This is a genomic window from Corynebacterium sp. HMSC078H07, assembly GCF_001812805.1.
Lineage (GTDB): Bacteria > Actinomycetota > Actinomycetes > Mycobacteriales > Mycobacteriaceae > Corynebacterium.
On record NZ_KV810463.1, the window covers coordinates 47,439 to 74,358 of the forward strand.

Consider the following 26,920-nt stretch of genomic DNA (forward strand, 5'->3'; position numbering starts at 1 on the left):
GGGCGCCACCGATGGCAGGGGTAGCGCTGGCACTACCGTAAAGAGTAACGCTAGGGCTGTTCTTTCTGCGGGCCCTTCACGGTGGAATGAGAGACATGGCAAAGACACTTTCCCTGACAGACATCACCAAGGATTTCGGCGGCGGCCCGGTGCTCGCTGGAATCTCCCTCGACATTGAACCGGGCGAGCTCGTGGCCGTCATGGGGCCATCTGGCTCCGGCAAGTCCACGCTGCTGCACTGCATGTCCGGAGTGCTCACCCCCACGCACGGCAGCGTGCGCTACGGGGACGAGGAGCTCTCCGCGCTTTCCGACGCCCCCCGCTCCCGCCTCCGCCTTCGCAACTTCGGCTTCGTCTTCCAAGATGGTCAGCTCCTGCCGGAGCTGAGCAACGTGGATAACGTGGCACTGCCCGCCATGCTTAACGGTATGGGGCGGAGTGCCGCCCGCAAGCGCGCGTTGGAGCTGTTGGACCAGCTGGGCCTGGGCGGCCTGGCGGACCGCCGCCCGGCGCAGGTCTCCGGTGGCCAGGCCCAGCGCGTGACCATCGCGCGTGCGCTGGTGGCGAACCCGGGCGTTGTCTTCGCCGACGAGCCGACCGGTGCGCTGGATCAGTCCACCGGCCATGAGGTCATGCAGATGCTCACCACCATCGTGCGCCAGTCGGGTGCGAGCCTGGTCATGGTCACGCACGACCCGAAGGTGGCCGACTGGATGCAGCGCCGCGTGGAGATTCGCGATGGCATCATCCACGACGACCGCCGCCTTGGGGTGATTCGATGAACACCGCAACCTTGGTCTTTGACCTGCAGCGCGAATCGATACGCGCGCGCTCCGGTACTGGAATTGTCTCGGTGCTGGCGATTGTGAGCCTGACCATTGGTTCCGCCATCGCCTTCCTGGTTGCGGGTGGCACCTGGATGTTCTGGGAACGCGCCCAGCACGTCGAGGACGCCGCCCCGGCTCTCAAGGAGCCCTTCGGCAACGAGATTGAGTTCTTCCTGTATTCGTGGTTTGCTCTGGCCCTGTTGGCCTGCGCCTTCATTCTTCCGGCGCTGTTTAACCTCACAGCCCAAGCCGCTGTCCTCGGCGCCTCAGGCAGGGAGCAGCGCCTGGCCACCCTGCGCCTGTTGGGATTGAGCTCCCGCCAGGTGGAGCGCATGGCCATCGTGGAGACGGGCCTGCAAGCCATCATTGGCATCGTGCTCGGCGGGCTGATCAGCCAGCTCATCGCGCCGGTCTTCACCCAGCTGGACTTCCAGATGCGCTCCATTTCTTTGCCTGAGATTCTGCTGCCCTGGTGGGGTTATCTGGCCGTGGCCGGCGTGCTCTTTCTGCTGGCCATCGGTGCAGCACTCGTCGGCATGCGCCGGGTGCGGGTGAGCCCGCTGGGCGTGGCTAAGCGTCAGATGCCCGCGGCTTACCGCTGGTGGCGCGCCATCGTCTTCCTTGTCATCGTGGCGGTCGGCGGGGCTTTCCTCTTCGGCAAGGCGGGCCCGCCCACCGCTATGGTCATCGTGGTTATGTTCGGCATGCTGATGAGCATCAACCTCATCGCTCCCTTCATCCTGCAGCTCGGCGCGCACATCTTGTCCCTCTTCCCGGGTACCGCGCACTTCGTGGCCTGCCAGCGCGTGGCGGGTAATGCGCGCCCCGCGTGGAGGCGGAGTGCTGCCATCGGCTTCTTCGGTTACTTGGCGGGATTCCTCGTTACCGCGCCCTTGGGCTCCGATGCCCTGGCTCTGTCGCTCAAGGAAGACCCCGGAACGAACGTGGTGTTCAAAGACATCTCCACCGGTGTCGTGTTGACCCTCATCTTTGGCTTCACGCTGACCACCATGTCCATCATCCTGGGGCAGGTCTCCGGCATTTTTGAGGACAAGGAGCTCATCCGCTCCCTGGATCTCATGGGCGTGCCGCGTGGCTTCCAGTTCCGGTCCGGCGCGCTTGCGGTCATGGGGCCCGTCGTGGGATTGAGTTTCTTCGGCTTCCTCTTTGGCGGCGGGATTGCCTCGCTGATGTTCTTCTCCAGCGTCGAGTCAAGCGACGTCAATGTACTCGCCCGCCTGCTCATGGCCTTCGGCTTCTTGGCAGTGGGCTGGCTGGTTACGCTCCTTGCCATCGTGATTGTGGAGCCTCTCCGCGGTTACGTGTTGCGCACGGGACGGCGAAAAGAATGAAAACGGTACTGAAAATCTTCGGTGGCCTGTTCGTCGTTGCTCTCATCGCCGTGGTCGCGGCCGTGTACTTCTTCGGCCCCTCCTATGGCGGGGTGTTTGCGGGCAAACCCGTATTCCTCTTCAACGCCAGCGAGAAGCGCATCAATACCGCGATGGTGGACACCGCAGCTTTCACCGGCATTTACGGCGAAAGCGAAGAATTCCAGCGCGCCCGTGAGGCCTTTAAGGAGGACCCCACGAACCCGGATCTCCTCGATGCCGCCATTGACGCCGCAGGCGGCAAGCATTCCAAGGTCTTTAGTACGGAGTCGGAGAAGGAGATTGAGAAGACCGCCCCCGTCGTCAACTACGACGACGGTGTCCTACGCGCCACCGTGCCGTCGATTGGCCGCCATAATGACGGCCAGGCCTACGCGGACACGTTGGCCCAAGGCCTGACTGCCCACCCGGAGGCGTGCGCTGCCGTGGTGGACCTGCGCGGCAACGGCGGCGGTGACATGGGGCCCATGTACGCGGGGCTCAGCCCGCTGCTGCCGGACGGCACCGCGCTCTCCTTCGTTAGCCGCATGGGCACTACCGACGTCACCATCGACGGCAACTCCGTCACCGGTGGCGGCACCCCCACCACCACGTCCGGCGGCAAGCTGAACATTCCCGTCGCCGTGCTTACTGACGACAACACCGCCTCCTCCGCCGAAGCCACCCTCCTGGCTTTCCGTGGCCTCGACAACGTGCGCACCTTCGGCGAGCCGACCGCCGGCTACGCCTCCGCCAACATGGTCATTGACTACCCGGATGGCCGCTCCCTCATGCTCACCACCGCCAAGGATAAGGCCCGCACCGGTGAGGAATTCGCCGAAGACCCCATCGCTCCCGATGCCCCGGAATCCGAGCTCGACTCTTGGCTCGCTTCCCGCTGTGGCTCCTAAGCACGCTGCGGTTTCCTAGCCGCATCGCTCGCGCTCCCAGCGCCAATAGTGGTGCCATGTCCACGGCGGGGCCACGAAACTGCCCCGCCCTTTTATTACCGCGAGAACCTGCTGGACGGCCACGTCGAGATGGTGCTCAATCGTGGCGGCGGTGAAGTGAAGGGGCTGGTAGCCGCGCTGGACGGCGTCGTTAAGCTTCTGGCGGTCGATTTCGAAGCGCTGCCGGTTCTCGCCTTTGTGATAGGCGTAACCGTCCACCTCGATGGCCACCTTGTGCTCCTCCAGCACTAGGTCCCAGCGGTAGGGGCCAATCTTTAGGTTGTTGCGCACCTTAACGTGCGGCTCAAGACCGCGCGTCAGGTCGCGCTCCGGCTTACTGTCCGCTCCCACGATGGCCTTCTCCAGCACCTCACGCGTGTGCTTGGAAAGTCGGCGAAAATCCAACTGCTCGGTCTCGATGCGCGCAGGCCCATGTGCCCCGGCGAAGAAAGCCTCGATGAAAGCCACAGCGTCTTCGTGTGCCATGGACTCAATGCACTGCAACGGACTGCATACGTTTACCCCGTTCATGCTGCCCAAGGCTTTGGGCCGCGCCCGCCGGCTACGAAAATACGTGCTCGATGCCATCGTTCCTGCGCGCAGGAACTGAAGCGGAAAAGTCAGTTCTTGGCCAAGATACTGCTGGGCGGCGGAGTAGCCGTCCAAGGCTGAGTCTGGCCAACGCCGCGAGACGACTTCAGCGAGTTGGCGCGGCGTTGGCACCGCAGATAAATACAGACCGTGACAGATCTTGATGGCTTGCCCCTTAGCCGCGCGGCGAGTGCCCCCGCGTCCCTCGAAAATCTCCATGTGCCCCCGATGAGTACGTTTCTAACAATTAAGCCCCCAGAAACCGCTGTTTTCGGCCCCCTATTTGATCGAATCGTACGTCACGAACGAGGAGTTGTCGCGGCGACAAAGAAAAAGGACGTTTCGATCAACTAAGGCCTCTCAAACCCCCGGATTTTGGGCCCTATTTGATCGAAACGTCCCCAGAAACGCGAATTACTTAAAGCGAGCCTTAGCCTCTTCGAGGATCTTCTCCGCCTCAGCCTTGTCGCCCCAGCCGGAGCCGGTAACTTCCTTGTTCGGCTCCAGGTCCTTGTAGTGGACGAAGAAGTGCTCGATTTCATCCTTGATGTGCTGCTCCACATCGTTGATGTCCTGGTAGCGCTCCCAGCGCGGGTCATCGATGACGGCGAGCAGCTTGTCGTCGCCGCCGGCCTCGTCGGTCATCTTGAATACGCCGAGGATGCGAGCTTCCACGACAACGCCCGGGAAGACCGGTTCCGGGAGGATGACGAGTGCGTCGAGCGGGTCGCCGTCCTCGCCGAGGGTGTGGTCGATGAAGCCGTAGTCAGCCGGGTAAGCCATCGGGGTGAACAGGTAGCGGTCCAGGTAAACCTTGCCGGACTCGTGGTCCACCTCGTACTTGTTGCGGGAGCCCTTCGGGATCTCGATGGTTACTTCAACGCTCACAGCTGATTCCTCCATTGTTACTAGGTTGGCATGTGCTCCGCTTAGTCTACCGCGCTACTCTAAAGGGCGATGAAAGCGAAGCATGTCTGGTGGAGTACTGCGGCCCTCGTCACGGCGGGAGCCGTCGCGGCGACGGCCGCGTTGGGTGTGAAGATCCAGCGCACCTACGATCATCTGGACCACGGCGAGCCGTATACGCAGGCCGCGCCCGCAGCCTTAGTCCAACCCGTTGAGCCCGGCGATATCGACGCCGCAGCGCTCAAGGCTCGGCTGGATGAACTGGGCAAAGACAAGGCGCTCGGAACATTTGGTGCGCAGGTCATCGATACCACGACGCACGAGGTGCTGTGGGAGCGAGAGCCAGCCAAGCCGCTGACGCCGGCCTCAGCCACGAAGGTTCTCACCGTCGCCGCAGCCACGTTTGCTCTCGATGAGGAGGAACGCCTCACCACCGAGGTGGTCAAAGGTGAGCAGGACGGCGAGGTAGTCATCAAAGCCGCAGGCGACGTCTGGCTGACCGACGAGCGCCTCGATGAGCTGGCGGATCAAGTTAAGGAGCACGTGGGCACCGTCACGCGCGTCTCCATCGACACGTCAGTCTGGCAAGGCCCCGACCAAGCCCCCGGCTGGGATGATGACAACATTGACGGCGGCTTCGTCGCGCCCATTCAGCCAGCCATGCTTTACGGCGGCCGCTTGGGGGAGAAGACGGGCGATGTCCCGCGCTCCCACGAACCTGCTCTCGACGTTGCCCGCGCCCTCGCACAGCGCTTGGGCACGGATAAGGCCGACATGGCTCCCGCGCCCGAGGGCGCCGAGGTCATCGCCACCAGCGAGTCCGAGCCGCTGGCCCTGCGCGCCCAGCAGGCAGTGAAGGACTCCGACAACGTCATGGCAGAAGCCATCGCCCGCGAGCTCGCCGTCCATCACAATGCCGAGGCCAGCTTCGAAGGTGCCGCGGAAGCAACCCTCGACGTCTTGGCAGACAACGGCATCGACGTTAGCGGCGTCACCCTCAAGGACGGTTCTGGCTTATCCCGCGATAACCGCATCCCCGCCGAGGCACTTGCCCACATCTTGGACACAGCCGTCGCCAGCGAGGATCTCCGCCCGCTTCTGGGCTACCTCCCGCTCGCCGGCGGCGAAGGTACCCTCTACCAGCGCTACCCGGAGTCCCCTGCCCGCGGCTTCGTCCGCGCCAAGACCGGAACCCTGACCGAAACCTCCGCCCTCGCCGGCACCGCGCAGGGAACGTCCGGCCGGGTCTACGCCTTTGCTTTCCTGGTCAATGACGGCGAGGTCATGTCCGCCCGTAAAGCCCAAGACGCCCTGGCCGCCGCACTCCATGACTTCTAAGAAGCCCTTTTGGCCGCGGCACAGCCCCAACTTCCTGGCCTGCCGCGTGGCCGCCCGCGCCGTGGTGGGCGAGGAACCCCGAACCATCGCCGTGGGTCTGTCCGGCGGCGTGGATTCCCTCGCACTGACCGCAGCACTCGTCGCCGAAGGACATGACGTCACCGCCCTGTGCATCGACCACGGTTTGCAGGAAGGCTCGGCCGATCAGGCGCGCCGGGCAGCCGACCAGGCTCGGGCGTGGGGAGCGGGGGCGGAGGTGATTCGGGTGGACGTCGGCAAGCAGGGCTCTGTGGAGGCCGAAGCCCGCACCGCGCGTTACCGTGCCTTCGCGCCCTGGGGTGAGGTGGCCGTGGCGCATACTGCCGATGACCAGGCCGAAACGCTGCTGCTGGGCGCCCTGCGCGGGAAACTCTCGGGCATGCTCGAGCACGCCGAGGTGGAGGGCACCCGCGTGGTGCGCCCGCTGCTCAACGTGCGCCGCGCCCAGACTGAAGCCGCCTGCGCGGAGCTGGGCGTCGACGCCTGGCACGACCCCCACAACGCTGACACCACCTTCCGCCGCGTGGCCCTGCGTCGCGACATCCTCCCGCGCCTGGCGTACATCGTGGGCGGTGACCCCGTCCCGGCCCTGGCCCAGGCAGCCCACGACGCCGCGCTTGACGACGCCTCCCTCCTCACCCCACCCACCGCCGACTGCGCCGAGCTAGCCGCGCTCCCGGAACCGAAGCGCCGCCGCGCCCTAGCCGCCTGGCTGCGCGAGCAGGGAGTGGAGGTCACGCGGGAAGCTATTCGTGGCGTGGATAAGCTGTGCACACAGTGGCACGGTCAAGGAGGTGTCGCGGTGAGGGGCGAAAAGGTGGGCACAAGGTTGGAAGTCTTGAGGGTTGGTGGCACACTGTCACTATTGCCTCGGTCAGCAAAGGAGCGCTCACGTGCACGACAATCATGATTCAGACGTCCCCGCCCACCCTTACGGCACAGACATCCAAGCCGTCCTCGTCGCCGAAGATGCCCTCCAGGAGCGCATCCAGGAGATGGCGGATCGCGTCTCGGAGAAATACCGCAACGCAGAAGACGACCTCATCCTCGTGTGCGTGCTTAAAGGTGCGGTGTTCTTCCTCACCGATTTTGCCCGCAAGCTGACTATTCCTTCCCAGCTGGAGTTCATGGCCGTGTCCTCGTATGGAAACTCCGCTTCCTCCTCGGGTGTGGTGCGCATTCTTAAGGACTTGGACCGCGACATTGAGGGCCGCGATGTGGTCATCGTGGAGGACATCATTGATTCCGGCCTGACCCTGTCGTGGCTTATCCGTAACCTGCAGGGCCGCCAGCCACGATCCCTCGAGGTAGTTACCCTGTTGCGCAAGCCAGAGGTGGTCAAGGCAGAGCTTGACCTGTTCGATGTAGGCTTCGATATTCCTAACGAGTTTGTTGTGGGCTATGGCCTGGACTTTGCCGAGCGCTACCGTGACCTGCCCTACGTAGGCACGCTGCATCCGGCGGTCTACAGCAACGATTAATCTTTATTCTTGTCCGGCGCTTCAAGCCGCAATTGTGCAAGGTAGTTAATGAAAAACAAGAACATCATCCGCTACGGCTCCATCGCGGGCCTGGTCCTCATCCTGCTGTACGCATTCACGTTCTTTACCAACGATGCCCGCAGCTTCAAGCAGGTGGACACCTCGGTGGCCATGGAGCAGCTGACCTCCAAGAACGTCGAGGAAGCGCAAATCGACGACCGTGAGCAGCAACTGCGTCTCAAGCTCAAGAAGCCAGTGACGGTGGAAGAGCAGGAGGGCATCGAGGAGGTCATTGCCAAGTACCCGGCGCGCGCCTCCGAGCAGGTCTTTAACGCGGTTAAGGACTCTGGTGCTGAGAAGTACCAGACGAAGGTCACGCAGGATTCCTTCATCGGCTCGATGATTAGCTTCCTGCTGCCGATGCTGCTGCTCTTCGCGCTGTTGTTCTGGATGATGTCGCGCATGCAGCAGGGTGCTGGCGGCATGTTTGGCATTGGCGGCTCCAAGGCCAAGGAGCTGACCAAGGATATGCCGACCAACACCTTCGCGGATGTGGCCGGTGCGGACGAGGCAGTGGATGAGCTGCAGGAAATCAAGGACTTCCTCGATGATCCGGAGCGCTACCATGCCCTCGGCGCGAAGATTCCGCGCGGCGTGCTGCTCTACGGCCCGCCGGGTACCGGTAAGACTCTTTTGGCCCGCGCGGTCGCGGGCGAGGCCGGTGTGCCCTTCTACTCCATTTCTGGCTCCGACTTCGTGGAGATGTTCGTCGGCGTTGGTGCCTCCCGCGTGCGCGACCTGTTCAAGCAGGCCAAGGAAAATAGCCCGTGCATCATCTTCGTTGATGAGATTGATGCCGTGGGCCGCCAGCGCGGCTCCGGTACCGGCGGTGGCCACGATGAGCGCGAGCAGACCCTCAACCAGCTCCTCGTGGAGATGGACGGCTTCGGTGACCGCGAGGGCGTTATCCTCATCGCCGCGACCAACCGTCCCGACATCCTGGACCCGGCGCTGCTACGCCCGGGCCGCTTCGACCGTCAAATCCCGGTCACCAACCCGGACCTGGCCGGCCGCGAGCAGATTCTGCGCGTGCATGCCAAGGACAAGCCGCTGGCCAAGGAAGTGGATGTGGCACAGCTGGCCAAGCGCACCGCCGGCATGTCCGGCGCCGACCTGGCCAACGTGCTCAACGAGGCCGCCCTGCTCACCGCCCGCATCGGCGGCAACGTCATTACCTATGACGCACTGGAAGAGGCCACTGACCGCGTCGTCGGCGGCCCGCGCCGCCAAGGCAAGATCATTTCCGAGCATGAAAAGAAGGTCACCGCCTACCACGAGGGCGGCCACACGCTGGCCGCGTGGGCGCTCAAGGACATTGAGCGCGTCTACAAGGTCACCATCCTGGCCCGCGGCCGTACCGGCGGCCACGCCATGACCGCGCAGGAAGACGACAAGGGCATGTATACCCGCGATGAACTCTTCGCACGCCTCGTCTTTGCCATGGGCGGCCGTGCCGCTGAGGAGCTGGTCTTCGGTGCACCGACCACCGGTGCGTCCTCCGATATCGAGCATGCCACCAAGATCGCGCGGTCCATGCTTACCGAGTACGGCTTCTCCCCGGATTTGGGCACCGTCAAGTACGGCAAGGAGCAGGGCGATCCCTTCAGCCAGATGGGTGGCGGCGGGAGCATCGAGTACTCCGATGCCATTGCCGCCAAGATTGATGAGCAGATGGCCTACCTCCTTAACAGCGCGCACCAGCAGGCTTATGACATCTTGTCTGAGCACCGCGATTACCTCGACACCCTGGCGGAGATGCTCCTGGAGAAGGAGACCCTGCGCCGCCCGGACCTCGAGGGCATCTTCGAGGGCATCGAGCCGCGCGAGGCCTTCGATGTTTTCCCGAATGAGGACGACCGCTTCCCACGCCAAGCCGACCGCGAGCCGGTGAAGACCCCGGTAGAACTGGCCAAGGAGCGCGGTGAGGAGCTGCCGAAGCGCATGACGCTTCTCGACGCCTCCCGGGCCGCCCGCGAGCGCCGCCTCGCCGCCCAGGAAAAGGGGCAGGCCGAGCCCACCGCTACTGAGCAAGAAATCGGCTTCAGCTTTGGACAGCATGCCGGTGACGTGGTGGACCCTGACCAGGGTAATACCTTCTTCGGTGAGTCTGAAGCTAAGCCCGTCACCGATGCGACCGGCCACGAGCAGGAGGTGCCGGAACAGGAACTGCGCAACGCCCAGGGAGACCTCAGCCACGATGAGACCCAGGAAATCCCGCGCGTAACGGATGCCCCGGATCCGCAGCGTAAGGCAGAGCGCCGTGGACGCCACGCCAAGCCGGACAGCCATGACAGTCACAGCAGTCATGACGGTCATGGAAACCACGGCTGGGGCGCACCCGGCTGGGGCGAGCAGGACCACCGCAACAACCCGTACAAGGACGGCCAAAACAATGAGCGATAACATCCCGGCGCAGCGCGAATTCGATCATGAGCGCGCAGAAGCCGCCGTGCGCGAGCTGCTCATCGCCGTGGGCGAGGACCCCGACCGCGAGGGCCTGCGCGAGACCCCAGCGCGCGTGGCTCGTGCCTATGCGGAGGTCTTCGCCGGGCTGCACGAAGACCCCACGGAGGTCCTCCACAAAACCTTCGCCGAGGAGCACCAAGAGCTCGTCCTCGTGCGCGATATCCCCATTTACTCCACGTGCGAGCACCACCTCGTGCCCTTCTATGGCACGGCGCACATCGGCTACATCCCGGGCCCTGATGGACACGTCACCGGCTTGTCCAAGCTGGCACGCCTGGCGGATATGTACGCCAAGCGTCCGCAGGTGCAGGAACGCCTGACCAGCCAGATCGCCGATGCGCTGGTGGAGGTTCTCCACGCCCAGTCCGTCATCGTGGTCATCGAGTGCGAGCACCTGTGCATGGCCATGCGCGGCATCCGCAAACCGGGCGCGACTACGACGACGTCCGCGGTGCGCGGCGGTTTCAAGAAGAACGCGGCCTCCCGTGCGGAGGTCATGAGCCTGATTAGGAGCTAACCCCCTATGGCAGTCAGCAACCTCACCGTCCCCGGCCGCACGTTGGTCATGGGAATCCTCAATGTCACGGAGGATTCCTTCTCCGACGGTGGGCGCTGGATCAAGGTGGATGATGCCCTTGCCCACGCCCGCCACCTCGTGGAAGCGGGCGCGGACATGATCGATGTCGGTGGTGAGTCCACCCGCCCCGGTGCTGTGCGTGTGGCTGCCGAAGAGGAAGAGCGCCGCGTCGTGCCCGTCATCAAGGCGCTGCACGAAGAGGGGATTAAGACCTCGGTGGATACGATGCGGGCGTCGGTAGCCGCAGCGGCGGCCGAGGCCGGCGTCGATATGATCAATGACGTTTCTGGCGGCGCTGCCGACCCGGACATGTATCGCACCATGGCTGCCACAGGTCTGCCGGTGTGTCTGATGCACTGGCGCACCGTCCAGTTCGGCAGCGCCGCCGGTGTGGCTGACCACGGCGGGGATGTGGTGCGCGATGTGCACGATTCTTTGGCAGCGTTGGCGGATTCCGCACTGGCCGCCGGCGTTAGCCACGACAACATCGTTGTTGACCCGGGCCTAGGCTTTGCCAAGTCCCCGCAGGATAACTGGGCACTGCTCAAGGCCCTGCCGGAGTTCCTTCAGGGAGAGTTCCCGCTGCTCGTGGGCGCCTCCCGCAAGCGTTTCCTCGCCGCCATCCGGGAGGACCGTGGGGCCGAGTCCAGCCCGCTGCTCGCGGACCCTGCCACCGCCGCCGTGACGGCCATTTCGGCGCAGATGGGTGCGTGGGGCGTGCGCGTGCACGAGGTGGACGTTTCGCGCGATGCCGTGGACGTGGCTGCTGCCTGGAATTCGGGTGCGGCGTATATGGGCGGCGTGCATGCCTCCGGCAGCTATGCCAACGGCGCTGACGGCGGCACGGTGGTCTCGACTTCTTTGGGAAGGGCTTAAAACATGGCGGATCGCATCGAACTTACGGGCCTGGAATGCTTTGGCTATCACGGCGTCTTCGAGGAAGAGAAGAAGACGGGGCAGCCTTTCATCGTGGATGTCACCTGTTGGTTAGACACCGCGGGAATCGAGGACGACTTAAGCCGTACGGTGAATTACGCCGAGCTTGCCGACGTCGCCGCGGGCATCGTCGAAGGTCCGTCCCGCGATCTCATCGAGACAGTGGCCGCGGAGGTCGCCGAGACTGCAATGGAGCGCTTCGAGATTCTTCACGCCATCGAGGTGACCATCCACAAGCCGAAGGCACCCATCCCACGCACCTTCGCCGACGTGGCCGTTGTAGCCCGCCGCTCCCGGAAGAGGATGGCAGGCTAATGCGCGCAGTCCTGTCCATCGGCTCCAATATGGAAGACCGCCGCGCGCTCCTCCAGACCGTCTTCGACGAGTTTGCCGATGAGACCATCGCCGCCTCTCCGGTCTATGCCACCCCACCGTGGGGAGTGACAGACCAGGGAGATTTCCTTAACGCGGTGCTCATCGTGGACGTGGACTGCACTCCGCTGGAGCTGCTGCGCCGCGGGCAAAAGCTGGAGGAGGCTGCCGAGCGTGTCCGCGTGCGGCACTGGGGCCCGCGCACTTTGGACGTGGACATCGTGCAGATAGACGGCGTGACTTCCGACGACCCAAAACTTACCCTCCCGCACCCTTATGCCCACCAGCGCGCCTTCGTGCTCGTGCCGTGGTTGGCCGCGGACCCAGATGCTGAGCTCAACGGCACCTCAGTGCGCGAGCTCATCGCCGGCCTCGACGAGGAGGAGGTTGCGGCGGTAAAGGAAGTGAATGAGTAATGACGAGGACGTCGATAAGCGCGCTCGTCGCAACGGCCCTGTTTGTGGCCGCCGCGGCTGCTATCCTCACCACCCGCTTTTATGGCTCGATGCTGGCTATCCCAGCAACGGTATCGATTTCCCTGTGGGCCATGGCGGTGGTGTGCGGCGTCCTTACCCTCAAGGTGCGCAGTGCTAAGGAAGATGAGCACGGAATCGGTTTGGACAACTCGCAGCTCAACCCCATGACCATCGCGCAGTTCCTGCTCGTCGGCAAAGCCTCAGCATGGACCGGCGCCATCGTGGGCGGGGCCTACGCCGGCATCGCCGTGTACGTCGTGCCGCGCGTCGGCGAGCTCGTGGCCGCCTCCGGGGACCTCGCCGGAGTGCTTGCTTCCACCCTGGGTGGGGCAGCGATGAGTGTAGCCGGCGTGGTGTTGGAGCGACACTGCGAGGTTCCACCTCCATCCGACGGAGCACAAGCGGTAAGTTAGTGGACATGACGAGCCCGCAGCATTCTCCCGAGCCCCCGCACGAGCCGGCCGCATCGCAGATTTCGCAGCCGGCGGCTGAGTTTAAGACCACGTCTGACTCAAAGACAGACGCCGGTTCCATCGGACTTATCATCCTGGTCATCTTGGCAGTGATTGCCAGCCTGGTCATGCTCATTTCAGGCTCGGCCAATGCCCTTAAAATTGCGTTGCTGGCATCCTTGTGGGCTGCGGTGCTGGGCTTCTTCCTCGTGGTGCGCTACCGCCGCCAGGCTCAAGAGGCCAAGGAGCTACTTGCTGTGGAGCGCGCCCATGCCGCGTCTGCGCTGACCGCCTCCGGCGCATCTACAGCGGACAACAGCGAGGTGCTCGCAGAGATCCGTTCTGAGCTGGAAGCCATCCGCTCCCAGATTGAGGAGATCTCGGGCCGCGAATGGGTCTACGAACCCGCAGCCCTATATGCGGAGGCTCGCCGCATCCAGGAGCTGGAGCGCAAGGCCGGCAGCGCCGGCGTGGATGAGCGCGGCGATGCCAACTCCGTGAACTTCACCCAGAAGTCTGGCGGTGCCCCGACTGCCGACGCCGTCGCGGGCCGCCTCGGCACCCAGCCCACCCATCCCGTGAGCAACCCGCTGGATAACCTGATTGCGGAGAAACCCGTGGCCAAGCCGACTAGTACGCCGAAGGCACGGCCGGCGGAGCAGCCAACTGGTCAGCAACAGCCGCAGCGCTCGCAGCAACAGCCGCAGCGCTCGCAGGAGCAGGGAACACGACCGGCACCGTTTGGCGAGCCGCGCTCCTCGCAGGGCCAGGCCCCGGCATTCCGCCCGATGGGCGAGCCGCGCCGAGAGGACCAGCCCGCGCAGCCGACGCAGACGCCGCAACCGACGCGATCTGCGCAAGCACCGAAGCCTGCGCAGTCCGCTCAATCGGTTAAGCGCGCAGCAGATGGTCCGTCGACTGAGACGACGACGCAGCAGCAGCCGGAGTTCAAGACCGATAGCTTCCAAGCCGTGCAGTGGAACCAGGGTGCTGCAGGTGCGCAGCACGTCAAGGAGGATGCTGGCTCCGCGCAGCCGCACCACCGTCACCGCAAGCCGGAGGCAGGCAGCGCGCAGCAGGCAGCGCGGGCAGAGGACACTCGCGGCCGCCGCCGCAGTGATGAACACCGCGAGGGCGCGGTCTCCGTGGCTGAGCTCATGGCGCGCAGCAAGCGCGGGAAGGAACAGCGGAACAAGGACGACAAGAAGTAGATGCAGGCACCACGCATGCGGGTGGCGGTGTGGGGTAACTCCCGGGCTGGTATCAACTTCGCTCGTCGTCTGGAGTTAGCCGGCCACACCATCGAACGCCTCGAGGACCCCGCCCAGCTTGACCGCTTCGATACGCTCATTATGGCCGCGACGGCGAGGGAGCTGGAGGCCGCTGTGGGGGATGTGGCCCCGCACGTGCGCCCGAGACAGATCGTCATCCACACCTCATTGCTGGCTGGGGTGGAAGCCCTTGATGAGCTGGAGACGCAGGGCTGCGTGACGATTGCCGCAGCGCCAATGGGTGACTCCTACGCGGTGAGCTCACCCGATGAGGTAGCGGAGACCGTCATTAGTCTGTTGCTCTCAGAGATTCACCAGACCGCAGAAACGGTGACTGAGGCACAACGTGCCGAGCGAGCCGCGCGGTTGTACTACGCGGAAATGCTCGCTGCACTCACCGCGTGGGCGTCGATAAAAGCGGAGATTATCGAAGATTTTATGGGCAGCTCCTTCGACCTCGACGCCGATGACATCATCGCGGCCTATCCCGCCGCGGTGGAGCTCGGCATGGCGCGCAACTACCGCGACGTTGCTCGGATGGTGGGCGAGCAGGAGAAGATTGAAGAACTGGAACTGTGGGCAGTAAGAAAGGAAGCGCCGTGGCCGAACAACTCCTAGTGGAGGACATTGAGCGCATCCGCATGGTGGGCAGCGCCTACCGCAAGACGGGCAAGCGCGTGGTGCTCGTACCGCTGGGCCGCGATATTCACGCCGGGCACCTTGCCTTAGTGCAGGCAGCACAGCGCGTGCGCGGAAACGTGGTTGTCGTCGCCGTTGACGACGACACTGACATCACCGCCCTCGACGGCGTCGACGTGGTGTGGCGCTATGGCAAGCAGAGCCAGCGCACGCGGATCTTCGCGCCCGATCACGGTATGGAAGACGTGAGCGCGGAGTTGACCCGCATTGTGGCGCTGACCTGTGCTTTGGGTCCCAGCGATGTGTTCATGGGGGAGAAGGACTACGAGCTGCTCGTGGCTACCCAACAAGCTTTTACGGACCTTCACATCGGGGCGCGTGTGCAGGGCGTGCCCTCGGTGCGCATGCCGGATGGAGTGGTGATGAGCCTACGCAACGCTGACGTGGCACCCGAAGCACGTGAGCAAGCCGGCGCCTTGTCAGCGGCACTCACCGCCGGTGCGTACGCGGCGGAGTCGGGGGCTGAGGAAGTCGTCCGCGTGGCACGTGAAGTGTTGGCCGCCGCAGGCGTCGAGCCGGAATACGTGGAGCTGCGCGGGCGCGACCTGGGTGAGGCCCCCGCAGAGGGCGATGCCCGCCTCTTTATCGCAGCCACCATTGGTGGCGTGCGGCTCATCGATAACGCCGGCGTGCCGCTGGGAATTGGTTTCCGCAATCTGGAGCAGCGCGGATAAAAACCTGTGGTGTGCGTTACAACCGGCTAGGTTGGAGGCATGAAGATTGGCATTTTGGGAGCCGGCGCGATCGGCGGATACTTTGGCGGAAAACTGAAAGCAGCGGGCCACGACGTCGCCTTTGTGGCACGGGGTGAGACTCTAAAGGTGCTGGGGGAGACGGGCGTGACGCTGATCGATGCGCACTCCGAGCCCACCACGACCGAGGTTATTCAGGTCCCGGCTGCGCAATCCTTTGCTGAGGTCAAAGAGCTTCTGGGTGGCTTGGATGTGGCGATTATTGCCTCCAAGGCCTTGCCGGGTAATGAGACCTTCGGTAGTGCCGAGGACCGCGAGGCGCTGCAAGGCGTTCCGGTCGTGACCACGCACAATTCAGTAGAGATTCCATATTTAGCGGCCGAGGAATTCGGGGAAGAAAACATCCTCGCCGGTGTTGCTCGCGTCTATGCCACCCGCCTGGGGCCGGCTCAGATCAAGCGCAATCCGGGGCCCTTATCCCTGGCTTTCGGTCCGCTGAGAGCCGATGCGCCGGAGTCCCTGCGCCGTACGGGTGAGGAGCTGGCGGCCGCTCTCAAGGAGGCGGGTGCCTCCAGCAAGTTCCACGACGCCGCGCTTGTCGACGTCTGGTCGAAAGCCATGTTTGTCACCTCCACCGGTGCCTTAGGCGCCTTGGTGGACAAACCAATTGGTTACCTTTGCCAGGAAATCCCCGGCCAGCTCGAGGCCTTCATGAAGGAAGTCGAAGCGGCTGGGCGAGGCATGGGCGTGGACCTGCCCGACAATGTGGTGGAACAGACCATGGAATTTGCCCGCCAGCAGCACCCGGACAATACGTCCTCGATGCAGCGCGACATCAAAGAAGGTCTACCAAACGAACTTGACGCCCAGGTCGGAGCAATCCGACGCATGGGCGCCAAGGCTGGGGTCAAGACCCCATTGTGGGACTTCGCGCAGGATGTGCTCGAAGCCCAGCTGCGCTCGTCCTAAGGCGAACGCAACAGGTGGTGGTGAGTAGCTCGGGGTGAGCTACTCACCGAGGAGGTTCTTTACTTAGAACCGATCTTGCCGTCCTTCTTCCAGACCACAACCACGGCCGGACGCGGGGTGGAGTTGCCACCGTCAGGCCAGTGGGAGGTGGCCTTGTCGAAGGTGGCGTCATCGGCTTCACCCGGGTGCTGAACGTTGACCATCACGCGGTCATCATCAACAATCGGGCCACAGGTCTCCGCGCCAGCCGGAACGGTGAGGAAGCACTTCAGCTCGCCGCGAGTGTCACCGTCGACAGTCACGGCGTACAGACCGTCGTTGGAATCCAGGGCGTTGCCGTCGGTGGAAATCCACAGGTTGCCGTGGCTATCGAAGGCCAGGTTATCCGGGCAGGAAATCGGGGAGACCTTCTCCTTATCGAAGCCACCGAAGTAGGTGTTGGCTTCCTTCGGGTCACCACAGACCAACAGGAGGTTCCAGGTGAACTTCTCACCAGCGTGGTCGTCCTCGATCTCCATGACGAGGCCGTTCTTGTTTTCCTTGACCGGAGCGTACTCCATCGGGTCTTCCTGGTTCTTCTTGGCGTTTTCGCCGGTAGCACCGCGGTACTTGTTGTTGGTCAGAGCAACGTAGACCTTGTCGTTGGCCGGGCTGATCTCCACGTCCTCCGGGCGGTCCATCTTGGTAGCGCCGACCTTGTCAGCAGCCTCACGGGTGAAGATGGCAACTTCCTCAGCGGACATGCCATCAACGTGGGACTCGAACTTGTTGTTCTCGGTGTCAGAGGTCAGCAGCTTGACCCACTCGCCGGAACCGTCGAAAGCGCCGTCCTCCGGCAGGACACCGGAACCGTCGATTTCCTTCTCTGGGGAGTTACCTTCCATCTTGGCCACGTAGAGGGTGCCGTGGTCCAGAATGGACATGTTGTGCTTGAGGTCGCCTTCCTTGTACTTCTTGGAGGAGACGAACTTGTAGATGTACTCGAAGCGAGAGTCATCACCGGAGTAGCACACCACGGTGCCGTCCTTGGTGATGTGGATGTTGCCGGCCTCGTGCTTGTAGCGGCCCACTGCGGTGTGCTTAACCGGGGTGGATTCCGGATCGAGCGGGTCGATCTCTACCAGCCAGCCGAAGCGGTTCGGCTCGTTCGGCTCCTTGGTGACGTCGAAGCGGTCATCGTACTTCTCCCACTTACGATCGGACGGGCCTTCCTTGATGCCGAAACGCTTGAGGGACTTTGCAGCCTTCTCATCCTTGACGTCGCCACCAGCGAAGTACTGGTCGAAGTTCTCCTCGCCGGACAGCATGGTGTTCCACGGGGTCACGCCACCGGAGCAGTTGTTGAGGGTACCGAGGACCTTCTCGCCCTTCTGGTCAGCAGAAGTCTTGACAAAGTCAGAGCCCTTTGCCGGACCAACCAGGGTGAACGGGGTGGTGGCGGTGATACGGCGGTTGAGCGGACCGAATTCGCGCTTGAGCTCACCGGTGTCGCCCACCTTGGAGACCTCGAGGATGGTGTGGCCGTGGCCAGCCCAACCAATCTTGACCTGCTCTTCGGTCGGGTTCTCCGGATCGTAGTCCGGGAACATCATCGGCTCGGTGGTGTACTCGTGGGAGCACATGTAGATGAGGCGGTTCTTGTCATCCGGGTGCTCGATGAGGCCTGCGAAGTCATTGTTGAAGCCGAACTGCTTCTCAGCAGCCTCGGCGGTCTGGTTGTTGACGTCGAACTCCGGAGCGCCTTCGATGACCGGGTCGCCCCAGGCGATGAGAACGGACTGCTCATAGCCCTTCGGGATAACAACTTCATCCTTGGTGTTCGGCTCGACCTTCTCGAAGTGCATGCCCTCAGCGGAGGTCAGCTCAATTTCCGATTCCTTGACTTCGGAGGTCTTGCCAGCGGCGCTGCTGCCAGCAGCAGAGTCTTCCTCACCCGGAGCGGCACACGCAGCCAGGGCGGAGGAGCCGCCGACGGCGACGACAGCCAAGCCGCCGGCGCGCAGAGCGGTACGACGGGAGAACTGGTCACCGAAGTACGGGTTATCAGAGGTGTTCTCGCACTCGCCGAAGCAGGCGTTACCGCACTTGTAGGTGCAGGTAAGGGAGGAACGAGAAGAAGTGAACATGTTAGTCAAGAGGTTGCGGCCGTGAAGTGCCATGGGAGTGCTCCTGAGATCGTAGTAATTGAGAATCGCAGAGATGTCGTATCGGACCCTCTGAGTTAATCCTGTTAAGGTGACCAGCCGCTTGCTCTCTCATGTCTTTGAGATGAACACTCTGTGAATCGGGATCGCGCCCGCGCATAGGGATCGACTACCCTAGACAACCGTGAGCGAGAAGAAGAATACTGAAGTTAACGACGTCCCTGAGCAGCTGCGCATTCGCCGCGAGAAGCGCGCCCGTCTGCTGGAAACCGGCACCGATCCTTACCCGGTGACTGTTGAGCGCACGATCTCCATGAAGGATCTGCGCCAGAAGTACCAGGTGCTGGCTGAAGGCGAAGAGCCTAGTGGTGATGAGGGAGTTACCTACCTTAACGCCGGCGAGGAGACCGACGTTGAGGTTGCTATCGCTGGCCGCCTAATCTTTATGCGCAATACAGGCAAGCTGTGCTTCGCCACCTTGCAGGATGGCGACGGCACCCAGGTACAGGCCATGCTCTCCCTGGCTGAGGTCGGCGAAGAGCGCCTTGCGGCCTGGAAGTCTGACGTCGACTTGGGTGACTTCATCTCCGTGCGTGGCCGCGTTATTGCTTCGCGCCGCGGGGAGCTGTCCGTCATGGCTTCCGCATGGACCATGGCTGCTAAGTCCCTGCGCCCGCTGCCGGTCTCCTTCGCTGACATGAATGAGGAGACCCGCGTTCGCCAGCGCTACAATGACCTCATTGTGCGCGAGGAGGCTCGTAAGAACGCCATGACCCGCGTGAAGGTCATGCGTGCGCTGCGCAATTACTTGGAGGATGAGGGCTTCGTAGAGATCGAAACCCCGATGCTCCAGACCCTGCATGGCGGTGCGGCTGCCCGCCCCTTCGTAACCCACTCCAATGCGCTGGATATTGACCTTTACCTGCGCATCGCCCCGGAGCTCTTCCTGAAGAGGGCCGTCGTTGGCGGCATTGACCGCGTGTTTGAGATCAACCGCAACTTCCGTAATGAGGGCGTCGACCGCTCCCACTCCCCAGAGTTCGCCATGCTGGAAACCTACGCCGCTTGGGGCGACTACGACGACTGCGCACGTACCACTCGCGAGTCCATCCAGGCCGTGGCCCGCGCCGTCTTCGGCTCCACCACCGTGACGTTGGCTGATGGCACCGAGTATGACTTCGGCGGCGAGGAGTGGCCGGAGATTGAGATGTACCCCTCCCTCAATGAGGCTCTGCAGCGCAAGTTCCCGGGCCAGCCCGAGGTCACCATTGACACCGACGTGGAAACGCTGAAGGGCATCGCTGACGTCATTGGTCTTGACGTGCCGAAGAACGGCGGCTGGGGCCACGGCAAGCTGGTCGAGGAAATCTGGGAGGTTCTTTGTGAGGACCAGCTGGAAGGTCCGATCTTTGTGAAGAATTTCCCGGTGGAGACCTCCCCGCTGACCCGTCAGCACCGCTCCAAGCCGGGTGTCACCGAGAAATGGGACCTCTACGTCCGCGGATTCGAGCTTGCTACCGGCTACTCCGAGCTGGTGGACCCGGTTATCCAGCGTGAGCGCTTCGAGGACCAGGCTCGCCTGGCCGCCGGTGGCGATGAGGAAGCCATGGTGTTGGATGAGGACTTCCTGGCAGCCATGGAGCAGGGTATGCCGCCGACAGCCGGCACCGGCATGGGCGTTGACCGTCTGCTCATGGCCCTGACCGGCCTGGGTATTCGTGAGACCGTTCTCTTCCCGATTGTGAAGCCGGAAGCCTAACTCTTCACGCTTCCGCTCCGCCCGCGCATGCCAACGTCCCGGCTGCGCGGGCGTTGTTATAAAAAAGTGTCTTCTGTTTCCCAGGCGAGCAGCCAACTCGTGGAACGATGCAAGGTATGAAGAAGCTTTTCCCTGTCCTTTCCGTCGCGTTGCTCGCCTGTGCTGCCTCTTCGTGTTCATCTACCGATGACACCGCCCGCGATGAGCCGGAGTTCCAGCATCTCTCCGCCGCCGCAACGTCGTCCTCCGAAAACGCTGAGTCCTCTAACGAAAGCCCGGCGACCACGGCCACCGAGCAGGAAGAAAAAGACGACTCTGGACTGCAGAAGAAAGATAAAGAAGAATTCATTGCAACTAACCTTGGCCACGCAACCTCTACCGTGTACGGAGTGAGCAGCCCAGATGAGCGTGTGGCCTGCACAGTCACTGAGGACAAAGGGTTACTTGGATGTGCGGTTATGTTTGCTGATCCACCCCTGTACCCTGCGCCTGGTATGCCAACGTGGCTGTCCAATTCCGTCAATTTTGACTCAGATAAAGGTTTTTATCCCAACGTGAAAATGGGCGGTGATAATGCTGCTCCCACCATGCTGGAAGCTGGCAGTACCGTCACCATGGGCGGAGTAACCTTCGAGGCCGCGAGTGAGGACGAATTCACGGTACAGCTTGATGGACACCACTTCACGGTCAAGGACCAAGGCCAGTACTATTCGGATACCTTCCCACCGAAGCCAGATGCAGAAGGACATGCCATTACTGGCACCATCTGCGGGGACCTAGGCAACGGCGAGTACGTCTACGCCAAGACACACGATACGAATTGCGCGCGAGCGATGGAGGTTCTTGACTACTACAAGAACTATGACTTCGCGCCAATGGAGGGCGGCAACCGCGGGTACCTCATGAAGGACGACTTCAGCTGCTCATACAACGCCGATGCCGGCTGGCCGGACCAGCCAGAATATCGCTGGCTGGGATGCAGCATCGAAGGTTCTGGTGAAGTCGTTGTTCTCGACTCGAATGCCCACGAGCTCATTTCGGCGAAAGGTTAAACGCCAAGGCTAAGTGAGAAACCTTATGTGACTAAGGCTGGCTGCGCGTCACGGTGAGTTCGTAGGATCCGCTGGGCGTCGTAAAGCACAGCATTGAGGTCCCTTCCGGGATGGCCGCGGTGCTCTGCGGAACGAGCCGGATGGGTCCGTTGGTGCGGCTGCGTGGAGAGGAGAGTTCGGCTGCGAGGAAACTGCCCACGTTGCTCACCATCCACGTATCTTCCTGCTGCCAAAAGCGGAGGAAGTGGCGGTGCATGGAGGCATCATCAGGGGCGAGGGGAAAGTCACCGTCGCGGCCCGCCACCAGCTGCTGCCCGGGACGCACGATGATGCTTTTCCCGGCAGGGCTGATGAGGTGGAGCTCCCGCTGCATCCGTTGGGCCCTTTCTCTAGCAGGCAGGTTGGTGTTTACCCTGCCATCTCAACCGACCTGCTCGCTGAAAGTCTGGGGAGTGTCACCCAAGCCACAGTATCTGCGCTCCGTGTGGCGCCCGTGCACAGCGAGTAGTACTCTATTCCCTTTGCGCTCCGCCACCGTGGCGAGGCGGTGTGGTTGTGGAAAGGTGTTGCTGACTGCATGTCCGCTGAGATCCCTGCGAAGGTCGTTATCAACCTCAGCATCCTCGTGCTAGGGGCCATGGTCATGATCCTCAATGAGACGTCGCTGTCGGTGGCGTTGCCAGCGATCATGGCGGACTTCGGTATCCCTGCCACCAGCGCGCAATGGCTGCTTACCGGCTTTATGCTCACCATGGCTGTGGTGATTCCGACAACAGGTTTCCTCATCGAAAGGCTCACCACTCGCCAGATCTTCCTCGCGTCGACTGGCCTGTTTCTTGTCGGCACGGTGGTGGCAGCACTAGCACCGAGTTTTGTCATTCTTCTTTTCGGCCGCGTCCTCCAAGCGGGCGGCACGGCACTAATGATTCCGACGCTCATGACCGTGGCCATGACCCTGGTCCCGCCGCAACGCCGAGGAACCGTGATGGGCATTATCTCCGTCGTGATTTCTGTGGCACCTGCCCTAGGCCCGACGGTTGGTGGCGCGATTCTTCAACGCTATACCTGGCATGTCATTTTCTGGGCCATGGTACCCCTCATGGCACTCATCTTGGTTGCGGGCCTGTGGCGCTTGAGTAACGTGGGCGAGAGCCGCGACGTGCCGCTGGACGGACTCTCCGTGCTCCTATCCGCCGTTGCTTTTGGCGGGCTGGTCTACGGACTGTCGTCGATTGAGAAGATGCTTAGCGGTGGTGCCTGGGTAGAGATGGCCGTGAGCATCATCGGAGCTATCGGGCTCATCGTCTTCATACGCCGTCAGCGGCGCCTAGCCCTGGATGATCGCGCACTGATGGACTTGCGCCCTTTTCGCGTTCGCAACTTCACGTTGGCGGTCATTATTCTGCTCGTGTCCTTCGGCCTCATGCTCGGCATGGTGACCGTTTTGCCGATCTACCTGCAGACCACCCTGGGCGCCACGGCATTCGCCACCGGCCTGGCAGTCATGCCGGGCGGTATTTTGCAGGCTTTCCTCTCACCTTTTGTGGGCCGCATCTTCGACTCTTTGGGCCCGCGCCCGCTCATGATTCCAGGGTCGCTGTTTATGGTGGTGAGCCTGTGGCTTATGGCCACGTTGGGCGAGTCCTCGACGCTGTGGATGGTGGTGGGCATGCACGTGCTGTTCTCCTTGGGCATGTGCCTCATGATGACCCCGCTGATGACTACCGCGCTGTCCTCGCTTCCGGAGAAGCTCTACTCTCATGGCTCCGCCATCATGAACACGTTCCAGCAGTTGGCAGGCGCGATGGGTACAGCTTTCCTCGTAGTCTTTCTCACCCGCGGCACGAGTGCGGGTACTGAGGCCGGTTTAAGCCCTGCCGCCGCCACAGCGCAGGGAACGCACTGGGCGTTCCTCTTTGCGGGCATTGCCGGTATCGCCATCGCGGTGCTGGCACCGCTGCTCAAGCGCGTGAATTAACCGCGTGGACTAGCACAATGGCAGGCGCAGGCGTGTTTCTTCGGCGCCTTCGCCCCACACCAGCACGGCACTGTCTGATTCCTCCGCAGCCATGTAGTACAACGGCTCCGCATCGGATAAGTCGTAGCTATGCACGGAGCACTGCCCGTTGGAAAGTTCCTGACCGCCTTGGGCAGGGCCGGCCGCTTCGCGCTTCTCGACGTCCCCATAACCCGCCACCGAATATGTCACCCCATCACCGATACAGGTGATCTTGGCTTCCTGGCCTTCCTCCGGCTCGCGGGATTCGCACGTCGCTCCCTCAAAGCCCTCGCTGCCGGGGCGGGAGCTGAGGAGGCCCGGGTGGGCGTCGACAAGCGCTTGCTCCTGCTCGGACCAGGAGGCGCGACCGGCAAAGAACCACAGCAGGCCAGCGATGAGCAGCAAGGCCAGCGCGCCGGTACCGAGGCCTAGCAGGAGTTTCGCGGAAGACTTCTTCTTGGGTTGCTTAGGCTGCTCAGGCTGCGCTGGCTGGTGAAAAGGCTGCTGCTGGGCTGGGTGAACTGCTGGCTGCGGCGCAGTCTGGGGTGCCTGGTGGTAGGAACCCTGGGCGCGTAGAGCCTCGAGGACGGCTGCGGCGGAAGGGTAGGCCGCATCCGCGCGAAACGCCGGATAGGCAGCCGACAATAGGTGCGCGAGGCGCCCGATGACCTCCTGCGCGGAGGCGCGGGACGGAGTAAAGGCCGCATCGGGGCCTACCGTGGCGAGGAACGCCGTCGAGCGATTGCTGGTTAAGATGATGCGCCGCGGATTCAATGCGCGCAGGGCATAACCGGCGCGGTCACGCTGCAGCAGGAAGTCCACGGCGTCGGCCAGCGGGGCAAAGGTGGCCAGGGCTTCCTCGCGGGAGAGATGCCGTGCGCCTACCCCGGAGCCGGTGTAGTCCGAAAGCTGTTCACCCGGGAGACAGCGGCGTACGAAGAACTCTTGCCCGCTAGTCGTTGTGCCGGTGCCCACGATGGGGGCGATGGCGCTGTGCTGAAGCTGCCCGGCCACGCCGGCTTCTCGCAGCACGCCGCGGTGCTCGGCGGAAAACAACTCCACGAGGAGCTGATTCTGAGCGGGGTCCTCAACCAGGAACAACGTGGAACCGGCACCCTGGTCTAGGACGGCGAGTTCGCGCAGCTGGTGCTGGGTAGTGAAGAATTCAGGAAGCGTAGTCACGATGAGAGGAGATCCTTAGGCGGACGATGTGGAACGCCTTTTAGTGTAAGGGACAACACGTCTTGCCACGTAGCAACGCAAGGAAGAAGCACAGCGCTAGCACACAGGCAGGTTTAGGCGGTCCTCTTCGGCATTGGGACCTGCGAGAACGAAGGCAAAACGGGCGGACACTCCGGTGGGGTAGATTCCCCACGTGCCGGGCTGATCGGGGATTTCGGCAGACGTGATGGTGCAGGCCTCACTACTGAGCTCCTCGACGGTGTCCGGCACGATAGCGTCTCGGTCGTGCTCGGTACCAAAGTCGGCACCGACGAAGATGAGGTCATCGCTTTCGCAAATAATACGGGCCCGTTGGCCCGACTCCGGCTCTGCGGCGCGGCAGTTCATGTCCTTCCATGGCGCGCGGCCAGGGCGTGCGGGGAAGAGCAGTGGGAACTCTTGGGCGAGGACCTTTTCCTCGGCGTCCCAGCCAGTTCCAGCCAGAACCAGGCCACCGGCGACACTGGTTACAAGAAGTATGCCCGCCAGAACTGCGGCGAGAAGGGCGAAGCGACGTCGCGAGGGGGCAGTCGCGGCATTCTCGCCCGCTGAGGTGGCTGCGTGTGCGGGAACGGCGTTGGCGGGCGTGGTGGATGGTGCTGTGCCCCGCGAGGTAGGTTGCGGTGCCGTGACAGGGCCTTCCGTGTCCGCTGCAGCGGCCAGTGCTTCCATCATCTCGGTGGAAGTGGCAAAGCGCAGCTGCGGATCCGGGTGGAGCGCGGTGGCGAAGAAGGCGTTGAGGGCGGGAGCCGAGGGGCCGTTGGCAAGCGCTAGGTTCTGTGGAGTCAGCTCAGGGATGGTGCGGCTGTGCGCCCACTGCTGTGGACTCGTAGCGCGACGTAAGTTGACCAAGGTGAGCATCTCCAGCGCGATAAGCGCCAGCGAGTACCGATCACTAGCCGCAGTGGGCTGCGGCGGGGCCTGCGCTAACTGGGTGGGGTAGAGCTCTGGGGCCATGTATGCATCGGTGCCAACGCGCAGGCCCTCGCGGGTCATCCGGGTAGCGTCCTCATTGATGGCGATGCCAAAATCCGCGAGCATGACGGTGCAGTCCTCGTCTCTCGCGTCATCATCCGCAATGATGTTCGCGGGTTTTACATCGCGATGAATCACCGGGGAGGGCAGCGCTGCCAAATAATCCAGTGCCTGCGCGATGGGCGTCAGCAGTTGCACAGTCTGCTCCACCGTGAACTTGGAATTCTCCAAAATCCGGCGGTTGATGTGTGCTTCCAAACTGGGCCCACGCAGGAACTTCATGACGAAATACGGCACGCCGCCAGGAGTAATGTCTCCGTCGTAGATGGGGACGATAGCTGGGTGATCCAGCGCTGCCACCGTGCGCATCTCCGCCATGAAGCGGCGGACCTCCGCATCGTCCCCAGTCGCGTGCTGGGCAATAACCTTGATGGCCACCTCGCGGTCGAGGCTTTCCTTGCGGGCAAAAACAATGGTGCCCATGCCGCCGGCGCCGATCTGATGGAATTGCGAATAGCCTTTGGCACTGAGCGCAGGCTCAAGATCCAAAGGTAGGCCGGAGGCGGTGGGCTGCGCGTTCATTGCTAGGCCGCCACGATGATGGGCTGACGGATGAGGAAAGGTTCATAGCCCGCCTGACGGATGGTGATTTCGGCGATGAAGCTGCCGGCTTCCTGAAGGGCTGCGGCCAATGTGCAGACGCCGAAATTACAGCTCACAGTGCTCTGAGTGGCTTCGTCGAGATGATTATTCCCTTCGCCATCCAACAGGGCAACGTGCCATTCGGCGTTATTCTCCAAGTCTGCCTCGTCGTCGCTGAGGTTCATCGCCTGGGCATTGAGAACGAACACACCGCCGACAGCCCACTGCAACACACCGGTGGGTGCCGAGCCACTTACGGTGCCGTCATAGCCGGAGTTGTCCACCACCGCACGCAGCATTCCGAAGCCATATTCTTCCAGATCAGAGTAATTTGCGGTGATTTCATCGACCGGCCCTGGACCTGGCTGTTTGGTGGTAATAAGGAATGAACCATCCGCTTGGCGCAGATGTAGCCCGGTAGGCTCTGCGCTTTTTGATGCCTCCGCCGCCGTCGGCGTCGCATCCGACCGGGATGTGGTGCCGTTGACTGTGAACTTCGGCGCATCCTCAGCGGTGTCCTTGTCCGTGGCGCACGCCGACAGTGCGACGAGTGCTAAGCCAAGAGCGGCCAGCGTGCGCAGCGAGAACGGGGAGAGCATGAGAGTGGACAGATCCTTGCAGCGTGGAGAAAACAGAATCAGACAAAGAGTACCAGT

Annotated in this window: 26 protein-coding genes; 19 read left to right on the forward strand and 7 right to left on the reverse strand. The window is 62.8% G+C overall.

Annotated elements, in window-relative coordinates:
• The first annotated feature begins 95 nt into the window (after nucleotides 1-95).
• The 3 genes from HMPREF2875_RS03965 to HMPREF2875_RS03975 are packed head-to-tail and all read left to right on the forward strand — an operon-like array spanning nucleotide 96 to nucleotide 3,108.
• Entirely contained in the window at nucleotides 96-782 is a 687-nt protein-coding gene (locus tag HMPREF2875_RS03965; RefSeq protein WP_070522705.1) for an ABC transporter ATP-binding protein, read from the forward strand.
• Nucleotides 779-2,179: an FtsX-like permease family protein gene (locus HMPREF2875_RS03970; RefSeq protein ID WP_042532379.1), complete on the forward strand. Its 1,401-nt coding sequence runs from the start codon at nucleotides 779-781 to the stop codon at nucleotides 2,177-2,179. The genes HMPREF2875_RS03965 and HMPREF2875_RS03970 overlap by 4 nt, the downstream gene beginning before the upstream one ends.
• On the forward strand, nucleotides 2,176-3,108 hold the full coding sequence (locus HMPREF2875_RS03975) for a S41 family peptidase (RefSeq protein ID WP_070670516.1): 933 nt from the start codon (nucleotides 2,176-2,178) through the stop codon (nucleotides 3,106-3,108). The genes HMPREF2875_RS03970 and HMPREF2875_RS03975 overlap by 4 nt, the downstream gene beginning before the upstream one ends.
• Nucleotides 3,109-3,123: 15 nt before the next feature.
• On the opposite strand, the gene HMPREF2875_RS03980 is transcribed toward HMPREF2875_RS03975, so the two are convergent.
• Together HMPREF2875_RS03980 and HMPREF2875_RS03985 are read right to left on the reverse strand one after the other, a co-directional pair.
• On the reverse strand, nucleotides 3,124-3,678 hold the full coding sequence (locus tag HMPREF2875_RS03980) for an endonuclease domain-containing protein (protein WP_246817024.1): 555 nt from the start codon (nucleotides 3,676-3,678) through the stop codon (nucleotides 3,124-3,126).
• 474 nt (nucleotides 3,679-4,152) lie between these two features.
• Nucleotides 4,153-4,626 carry an inorganic diphosphatase gene (locus HMPREF2875_RS03985; RefSeq protein WP_039676644.1) on the reverse strand — a complete coding sequence of 158 codons (474 nt, stop codon included), beginning with the start codon at nucleotides 4,624-4,626 and terminating at the stop codon, nucleotides 4,153-4,155.
• A gap of 69 nt (nucleotides 4,627-4,695) precedes the next feature.
• Here HMPREF2875_RS03985 and dacB point away from each other — a divergent pair, with 69 nt between their 5' ends.
• From dacB to HMPREF2875_RS04050, 13 genes are read left to right on the forward strand one after another with little or no spacing between them, the layout of a single operon-like run.
• On the forward strand, nucleotides 4,696-5,982 hold the full coding sequence (gene dacB / locus HMPREF2875_RS03990) for a D-alanyl-D-alanine carboxypeptidase/D-alanyl-D-alanine endopeptidase (RefSeq protein ID WP_070670522.1): 1,287 nt from the start codon (nucleotides 4,696-4,698) through the stop codon (nucleotides 5,980-5,982).
• Entirely contained in the window at nucleotides 5,972-6,931 is a 960-nt protein-coding gene (gene tilS, locus HMPREF2875_RS03995; RefSeq protein ID WP_070670524.1) for a tRNA lysidine(34) synthetase TilS, read from the forward strand. Before dacB ends, tilS begins: the two co-directional genes overlap by 11 nt.
• The gene (gene hpt, locus HMPREF2875_RS04000) at nucleotides 6,915-7,502 is read left to right on the forward strand and encodes a hypoxanthine phosphoribosyltransferase (protein WP_039676638.1); all 588 of its coding nucleotides are present in this window, start codon (nucleotides 6,915-6,917) and stop codon (nucleotides 7,500-7,502) included. Before tilS ends, hpt begins: the two co-directional genes overlap by 17 nt.
• A 48-nt stretch (nucleotides 7,503-7,550) precedes the next feature.
• Entirely contained in the window at nucleotides 7,551-9,965 is a 2,415-nt protein-coding gene (gene ftsH, locus HMPREF2875_RS04005; protein ID WP_070670527.1) for an ATP-dependent zinc metalloprotease FtsH, read from the forward strand.
• Complete coding sequence (gene folE, locus HMPREF2875_RS04010; protein ID WP_039676634.1) at nucleotides 9,955-10,545, forward strand: GTP cyclohydrolase I FolE; 591 nt, start codon at nucleotides 9,955-9,957, stop codon at nucleotides 10,543-10,545. The genes ftsH and folE overlap by 11 nt, the downstream gene beginning before the upstream one ends.
• A 6-nt stretch (nucleotides 10,546-10,551) precedes the next feature.
• A complete protein-coding gene (gene folP / locus HMPREF2875_RS04015; RefSeq protein WP_070670530.1) occupies nucleotides 10,552-11,481 on the forward strand; it encodes a dihydropteroate synthase in 930 nt (309 codons plus the stop codon).
• 3 nt (nucleotides 11,482-11,484) lie between these two features.
• Nucleotides 11,485-11,856 (forward strand): dihydroneopterin aldolase, encoded by a 372-nt coding sequence (folB, locus tag HMPREF2875_RS04020; RefSeq protein WP_070670532.1) that lies wholly within the window; start codon nucleotides 11,485-11,487, stop codon nucleotides 11,854-11,856.
• Nucleotides 11,856-12,329 carry a 2-amino-4-hydroxy-6-hydroxymethyldihydropteridine diphosphokinase gene (folK, locus tag HMPREF2875_RS04025; protein WP_070670535.1) on the forward strand — a complete coding sequence of 158 codons (474 nt, stop codon included), beginning with the start codon at nucleotides 11,856-11,858 and terminating at the stop codon, nucleotides 12,327-12,329. The genes folB and folK overlap by 1 nt, the downstream gene beginning before the upstream one ends.
• Nucleotides 12,329-12,802 carry a DUF3180 domain-containing protein gene (locus tag HMPREF2875_RS04030; protein WP_070670538.1) on the forward strand — a complete coding sequence of 158 codons (474 nt, stop codon included), beginning with the start codon at nucleotides 12,329-12,331 and terminating at the stop codon, nucleotides 12,800-12,802. Before folK ends, HMPREF2875_RS04030 begins: the two co-directional genes overlap by 1 nt.
• Before the next feature lie 5 nt (nucleotides 12,803-12,807).
• Entirely contained in the window at nucleotides 12,808-14,052 is a 1,245-nt protein-coding gene (locus tag HMPREF2875_RS04035; protein ID WP_070670541.1) for a DUF4229 domain-containing protein, read from the forward strand.
• Entirely contained in the window at nucleotides 14,053-14,730 is a 678-nt protein-coding gene (locus tag HMPREF2875_RS04040; protein WP_083311845.1) for a Rossmann-fold NAD(P)-binding domain-containing protein, read from the forward strand.
• Entirely contained in the window at nucleotides 14,712-15,485 is a 774-nt protein-coding gene (locus HMPREF2875_RS04045; RefSeq protein ID WP_256389681.1) for a pantoate--beta-alanine ligase, read from the forward strand. Before HMPREF2875_RS04040 ends, HMPREF2875_RS04045 begins: the two co-directional genes overlap by 19 nt.
• 39 nt (nucleotides 15,486-15,524) lie before the next feature.
• On the forward strand, nucleotides 15,525-16,472 hold the full coding sequence (locus HMPREF2875_RS04050) for a 2-dehydropantoate 2-reductase (protein ID WP_070670544.1): 948 nt from the start codon (nucleotides 15,525-15,527) through the stop codon (nucleotides 16,470-16,472).
• Between the two features lie 59 nt (nucleotides 16,473-16,531).
• On the opposite strand, the gene HMPREF2875_RS04055 is transcribed toward HMPREF2875_RS04050, so the two are convergent.
• Nucleotides 16,532-18,631 (reverse strand): PhoX family protein, encoded by a 2,100-nt coding sequence (locus tag HMPREF2875_RS04055; RefSeq protein ID WP_070670547.1) that lies wholly within the window; start codon nucleotides 18,629-18,631, stop codon nucleotides 16,532-16,534.
• A gap of 169 nt (nucleotides 18,632-18,800) precedes the next feature.
• On the opposite strand from HMPREF2875_RS04055, the gene lysS reads away from it, so the two are divergent.
• Together lysS and HMPREF2875_RS04065 are read left to right on the forward strand one after the other, a co-directional pair.
• The gene (lysS, locus tag HMPREF2875_RS04060; RefSeq protein ID WP_070670550.1) at nucleotides 18,801-20,375 is read left to right on the forward strand and encodes a lysine--tRNA ligase; all 1,575 of its coding nucleotides are present in this window, start codon (nucleotides 18,801-18,803) and stop codon (nucleotides 20,373-20,375) included.
• Between the two features lie 116 nt (nucleotides 20,376-20,491).
• The gene (locus tag HMPREF2875_RS04065; RefSeq protein WP_070670553.1) at nucleotides 20,492-21,427 is read left to right on the forward strand and encodes a hypothetical protein; all 936 of its coding nucleotides are present in this window, start codon (nucleotides 20,492-20,494) and stop codon (nucleotides 21,425-21,427) included.
• Between the two features lie 31 nt (nucleotides 21,428-21,458).
• On the opposite strand, the gene HMPREF2875_RS04070 is transcribed toward HMPREF2875_RS04065, so the two are convergent.
• Entirely contained in the window at nucleotides 21,459-21,800 is a 342-nt protein-coding gene (locus tag HMPREF2875_RS04070; protein WP_070670556.1) for a hypothetical protein, read from the reverse strand.
• Nucleotides 21,801-22,004: 204 nt separating this feature from the next.
• Between HMPREF2875_RS04070 and HMPREF2875_RS04075 the strand changes: the two genes are divergently transcribed.
• Nucleotides 22,005-23,405 carry an MDR family MFS transporter gene (locus tag HMPREF2875_RS04075; protein ID WP_070670559.1) on the forward strand — a complete coding sequence of 467 codons (1,401 nt, stop codon included), beginning with the start codon at nucleotides 22,005-22,007 and terminating at the stop codon, nucleotides 23,403-23,405.
• A gap of 9 nt (nucleotides 23,406-23,414) precedes the next feature.
• Here HMPREF2875_RS04075 and HMPREF2875_RS04080 read toward each other — a convergent pair whose 3' ends face one another.
• The 3 genes from HMPREF2875_RS04080 to HMPREF2875_RS04090 form a co-directional block, all read right to left on the reverse strand.
• Nucleotides 23,415-24,608: a serine/threonine-protein kinase gene (locus HMPREF2875_RS04080; protein ID WP_070670562.1), complete on the reverse strand. Its 1,194-nt coding sequence runs from the start codon at nucleotides 24,606-24,608 to the stop codon at nucleotides 23,415-23,417.
• Nucleotides 24,609-24,704: 96 nt separating this feature from the next.
• A complete protein-coding gene (locus tag HMPREF2875_RS04085; RefSeq protein ID WP_070670565.1) occupies nucleotides 24,705-26,204 on the reverse strand; it encodes a serine/threonine-protein kinase in 1,500 nt (499 codons plus the stop codon).
• A 2-nt stretch (nucleotides 26,205-26,206) separates the two neighbouring features.
• Complete coding sequence (locus HMPREF2875_RS04090) at nucleotides 26,207-26,863, reverse strand: hypothetical protein (RefSeq protein WP_070670568.1); 657 nt, start codon at nucleotides 26,861-26,863, stop codon at nucleotides 26,207-26,209.
• Nucleotides 26,864-26,920: the final 57 nt, after the last annotated feature.

Excerpts from the sequence above, each read along its gene's own strand:
- HMPREF2875_RS03965 (WP_070522705.1), top strand. The coding sequence starts at position 96 with ATGGCAAAGACACTTTCCCTGACAGACATCACCAAGGATTTCGGCGGC.
- HMPREF2875_RS03970 (WP_042532379.1), top strand. The coding sequence starts at position 779 with ATGAACACCGCAACCTTGGTCTTTGACCTGCAGCGCGAATCGATACGC.
- HMPREF2875_RS03975 (WP_070670516.1), top strand. The coding sequence starts at position 2,176 with ATGAAAACGGTACTGAAAATCTTCGGTGGCCTGTTCGTCGTTGCTCTC.
- HMPREF2875_RS03980 (WP_246817024.1), bottom strand. The coding sequence starts at position 3,678 with ATGAACGGGGTAAACGTATGCAGTCCGTTGCAGTGCATTGAGTCCATG.
- dacB (WP_070670522.1), top strand. The coding sequence starts at position 4,696 with ATGAAAGCGAAGCATGTCTGGTGGAGTACTGCGGCCCTCGTCACGGCG.
- tilS (WP_070670524.1), top strand. The coding sequence starts at position 5,972 with ATGACTTCTAAGAAGCCCTTTTGGCCGCGGCACAGCCCCAACTTCCTG.
- ftsH (WP_070670527.1), top strand. The coding sequence starts at position 7,551 with ATGAAAAACAAGAACATCATCCGCTACGGCTCCATCGCGGGCCTGGTC.
- folE (WP_039676634.1), top strand. The coding sequence starts at position 9,955 with ATGAGCGATAACATCCCGGCGCAGCGCGAATTCGATCATGAGCGCGCA.
- folP (WP_070670530.1), top strand. The coding sequence starts at position 10,552 with ATGGCAGTCAGCAACCTCACCGTCCCCGGCCGCACGTTGGTCATGGGA.
- folB (WP_070670532.1), top strand. The coding sequence starts at position 11,485 with ATGGCGGATCGCATCGAACTTACGGGCCTGGAATGCTTTGGCTATCAC.
- folK (WP_070670535.1), top strand. The coding sequence starts at position 11,856 with ATGCGCGCAGTCCTGTCCATCGGCTCCAATATGGAAGACCGCCGCGCG.
- HMPREF2875_RS04030 (WP_070670538.1), top strand. The coding sequence starts at position 12,329 with ATGACGAGGACGTCGATAAGCGCGCTCGTCGCAACGGCCCTGTTTGTG.
- HMPREF2875_RS04035 (WP_070670541.1), top strand. The coding sequence starts at position 12,808 with ATGACGAGCCCGCAGCATTCTCCCGAGCCCCCGCACGAGCCGGCCGCA.
- HMPREF2875_RS04040 (WP_083311845.1), top strand. The coding sequence starts at position 14,053 with ATGCAGGCACCACGCATGCGGGTGGCGGTGTGGGGTAACTCCCGGGCT.
- HMPREF2875_RS04050 (WP_070670544.1), top strand. The coding sequence starts at position 15,525 with ATGAAGATTGGCATTTTGGGAGCCGGCGCGATCGGCGGATACTTTGGC.
- HMPREF2875_RS04055 (WP_070670547.1), bottom strand. The coding sequence starts at position 18,631 with ATGGCACTTCACGGCCGCAACCTCTTGACTAACATGTTCACTTCTTCT.
- HMPREF2875_RS04065 (WP_070670553.1), top strand. The coding sequence starts at position 20,492 with ATGAAGAAGCTTTTCCCTGTCCTTTCCGTCGCGTTGCTCGCCTGTGCT.
- HMPREF2875_RS04070 (WP_070670556.1), bottom strand. The coding sequence starts at position 21,800 with ATGCAGCGGGAGCTCCACCTCATCAGCCCTGCCGGGAAAAGCATCATC.
- HMPREF2875_RS04075 (WP_070670559.1), top strand. The coding sequence starts at position 22,005 with ATGTCCGCTGAGATCCCTGCGAAGGTCGTTATCAACCTCAGCATCCTC.
- HMPREF2875_RS04085 (WP_070670565.1), bottom strand. The coding sequence starts at position 26,204 with ATGAACGCGCAGCCCACCGCCTCCGGCCTACCTTTGGATCTTGAGCCT.
- HMPREF2875_RS04090 (WP_070670568.1), bottom strand. The coding sequence starts at position 26,863 with ATGCTCTCCCCGTTCTCGCTGCGCACGCTGGCCGCTCTTGGCTTAGCA.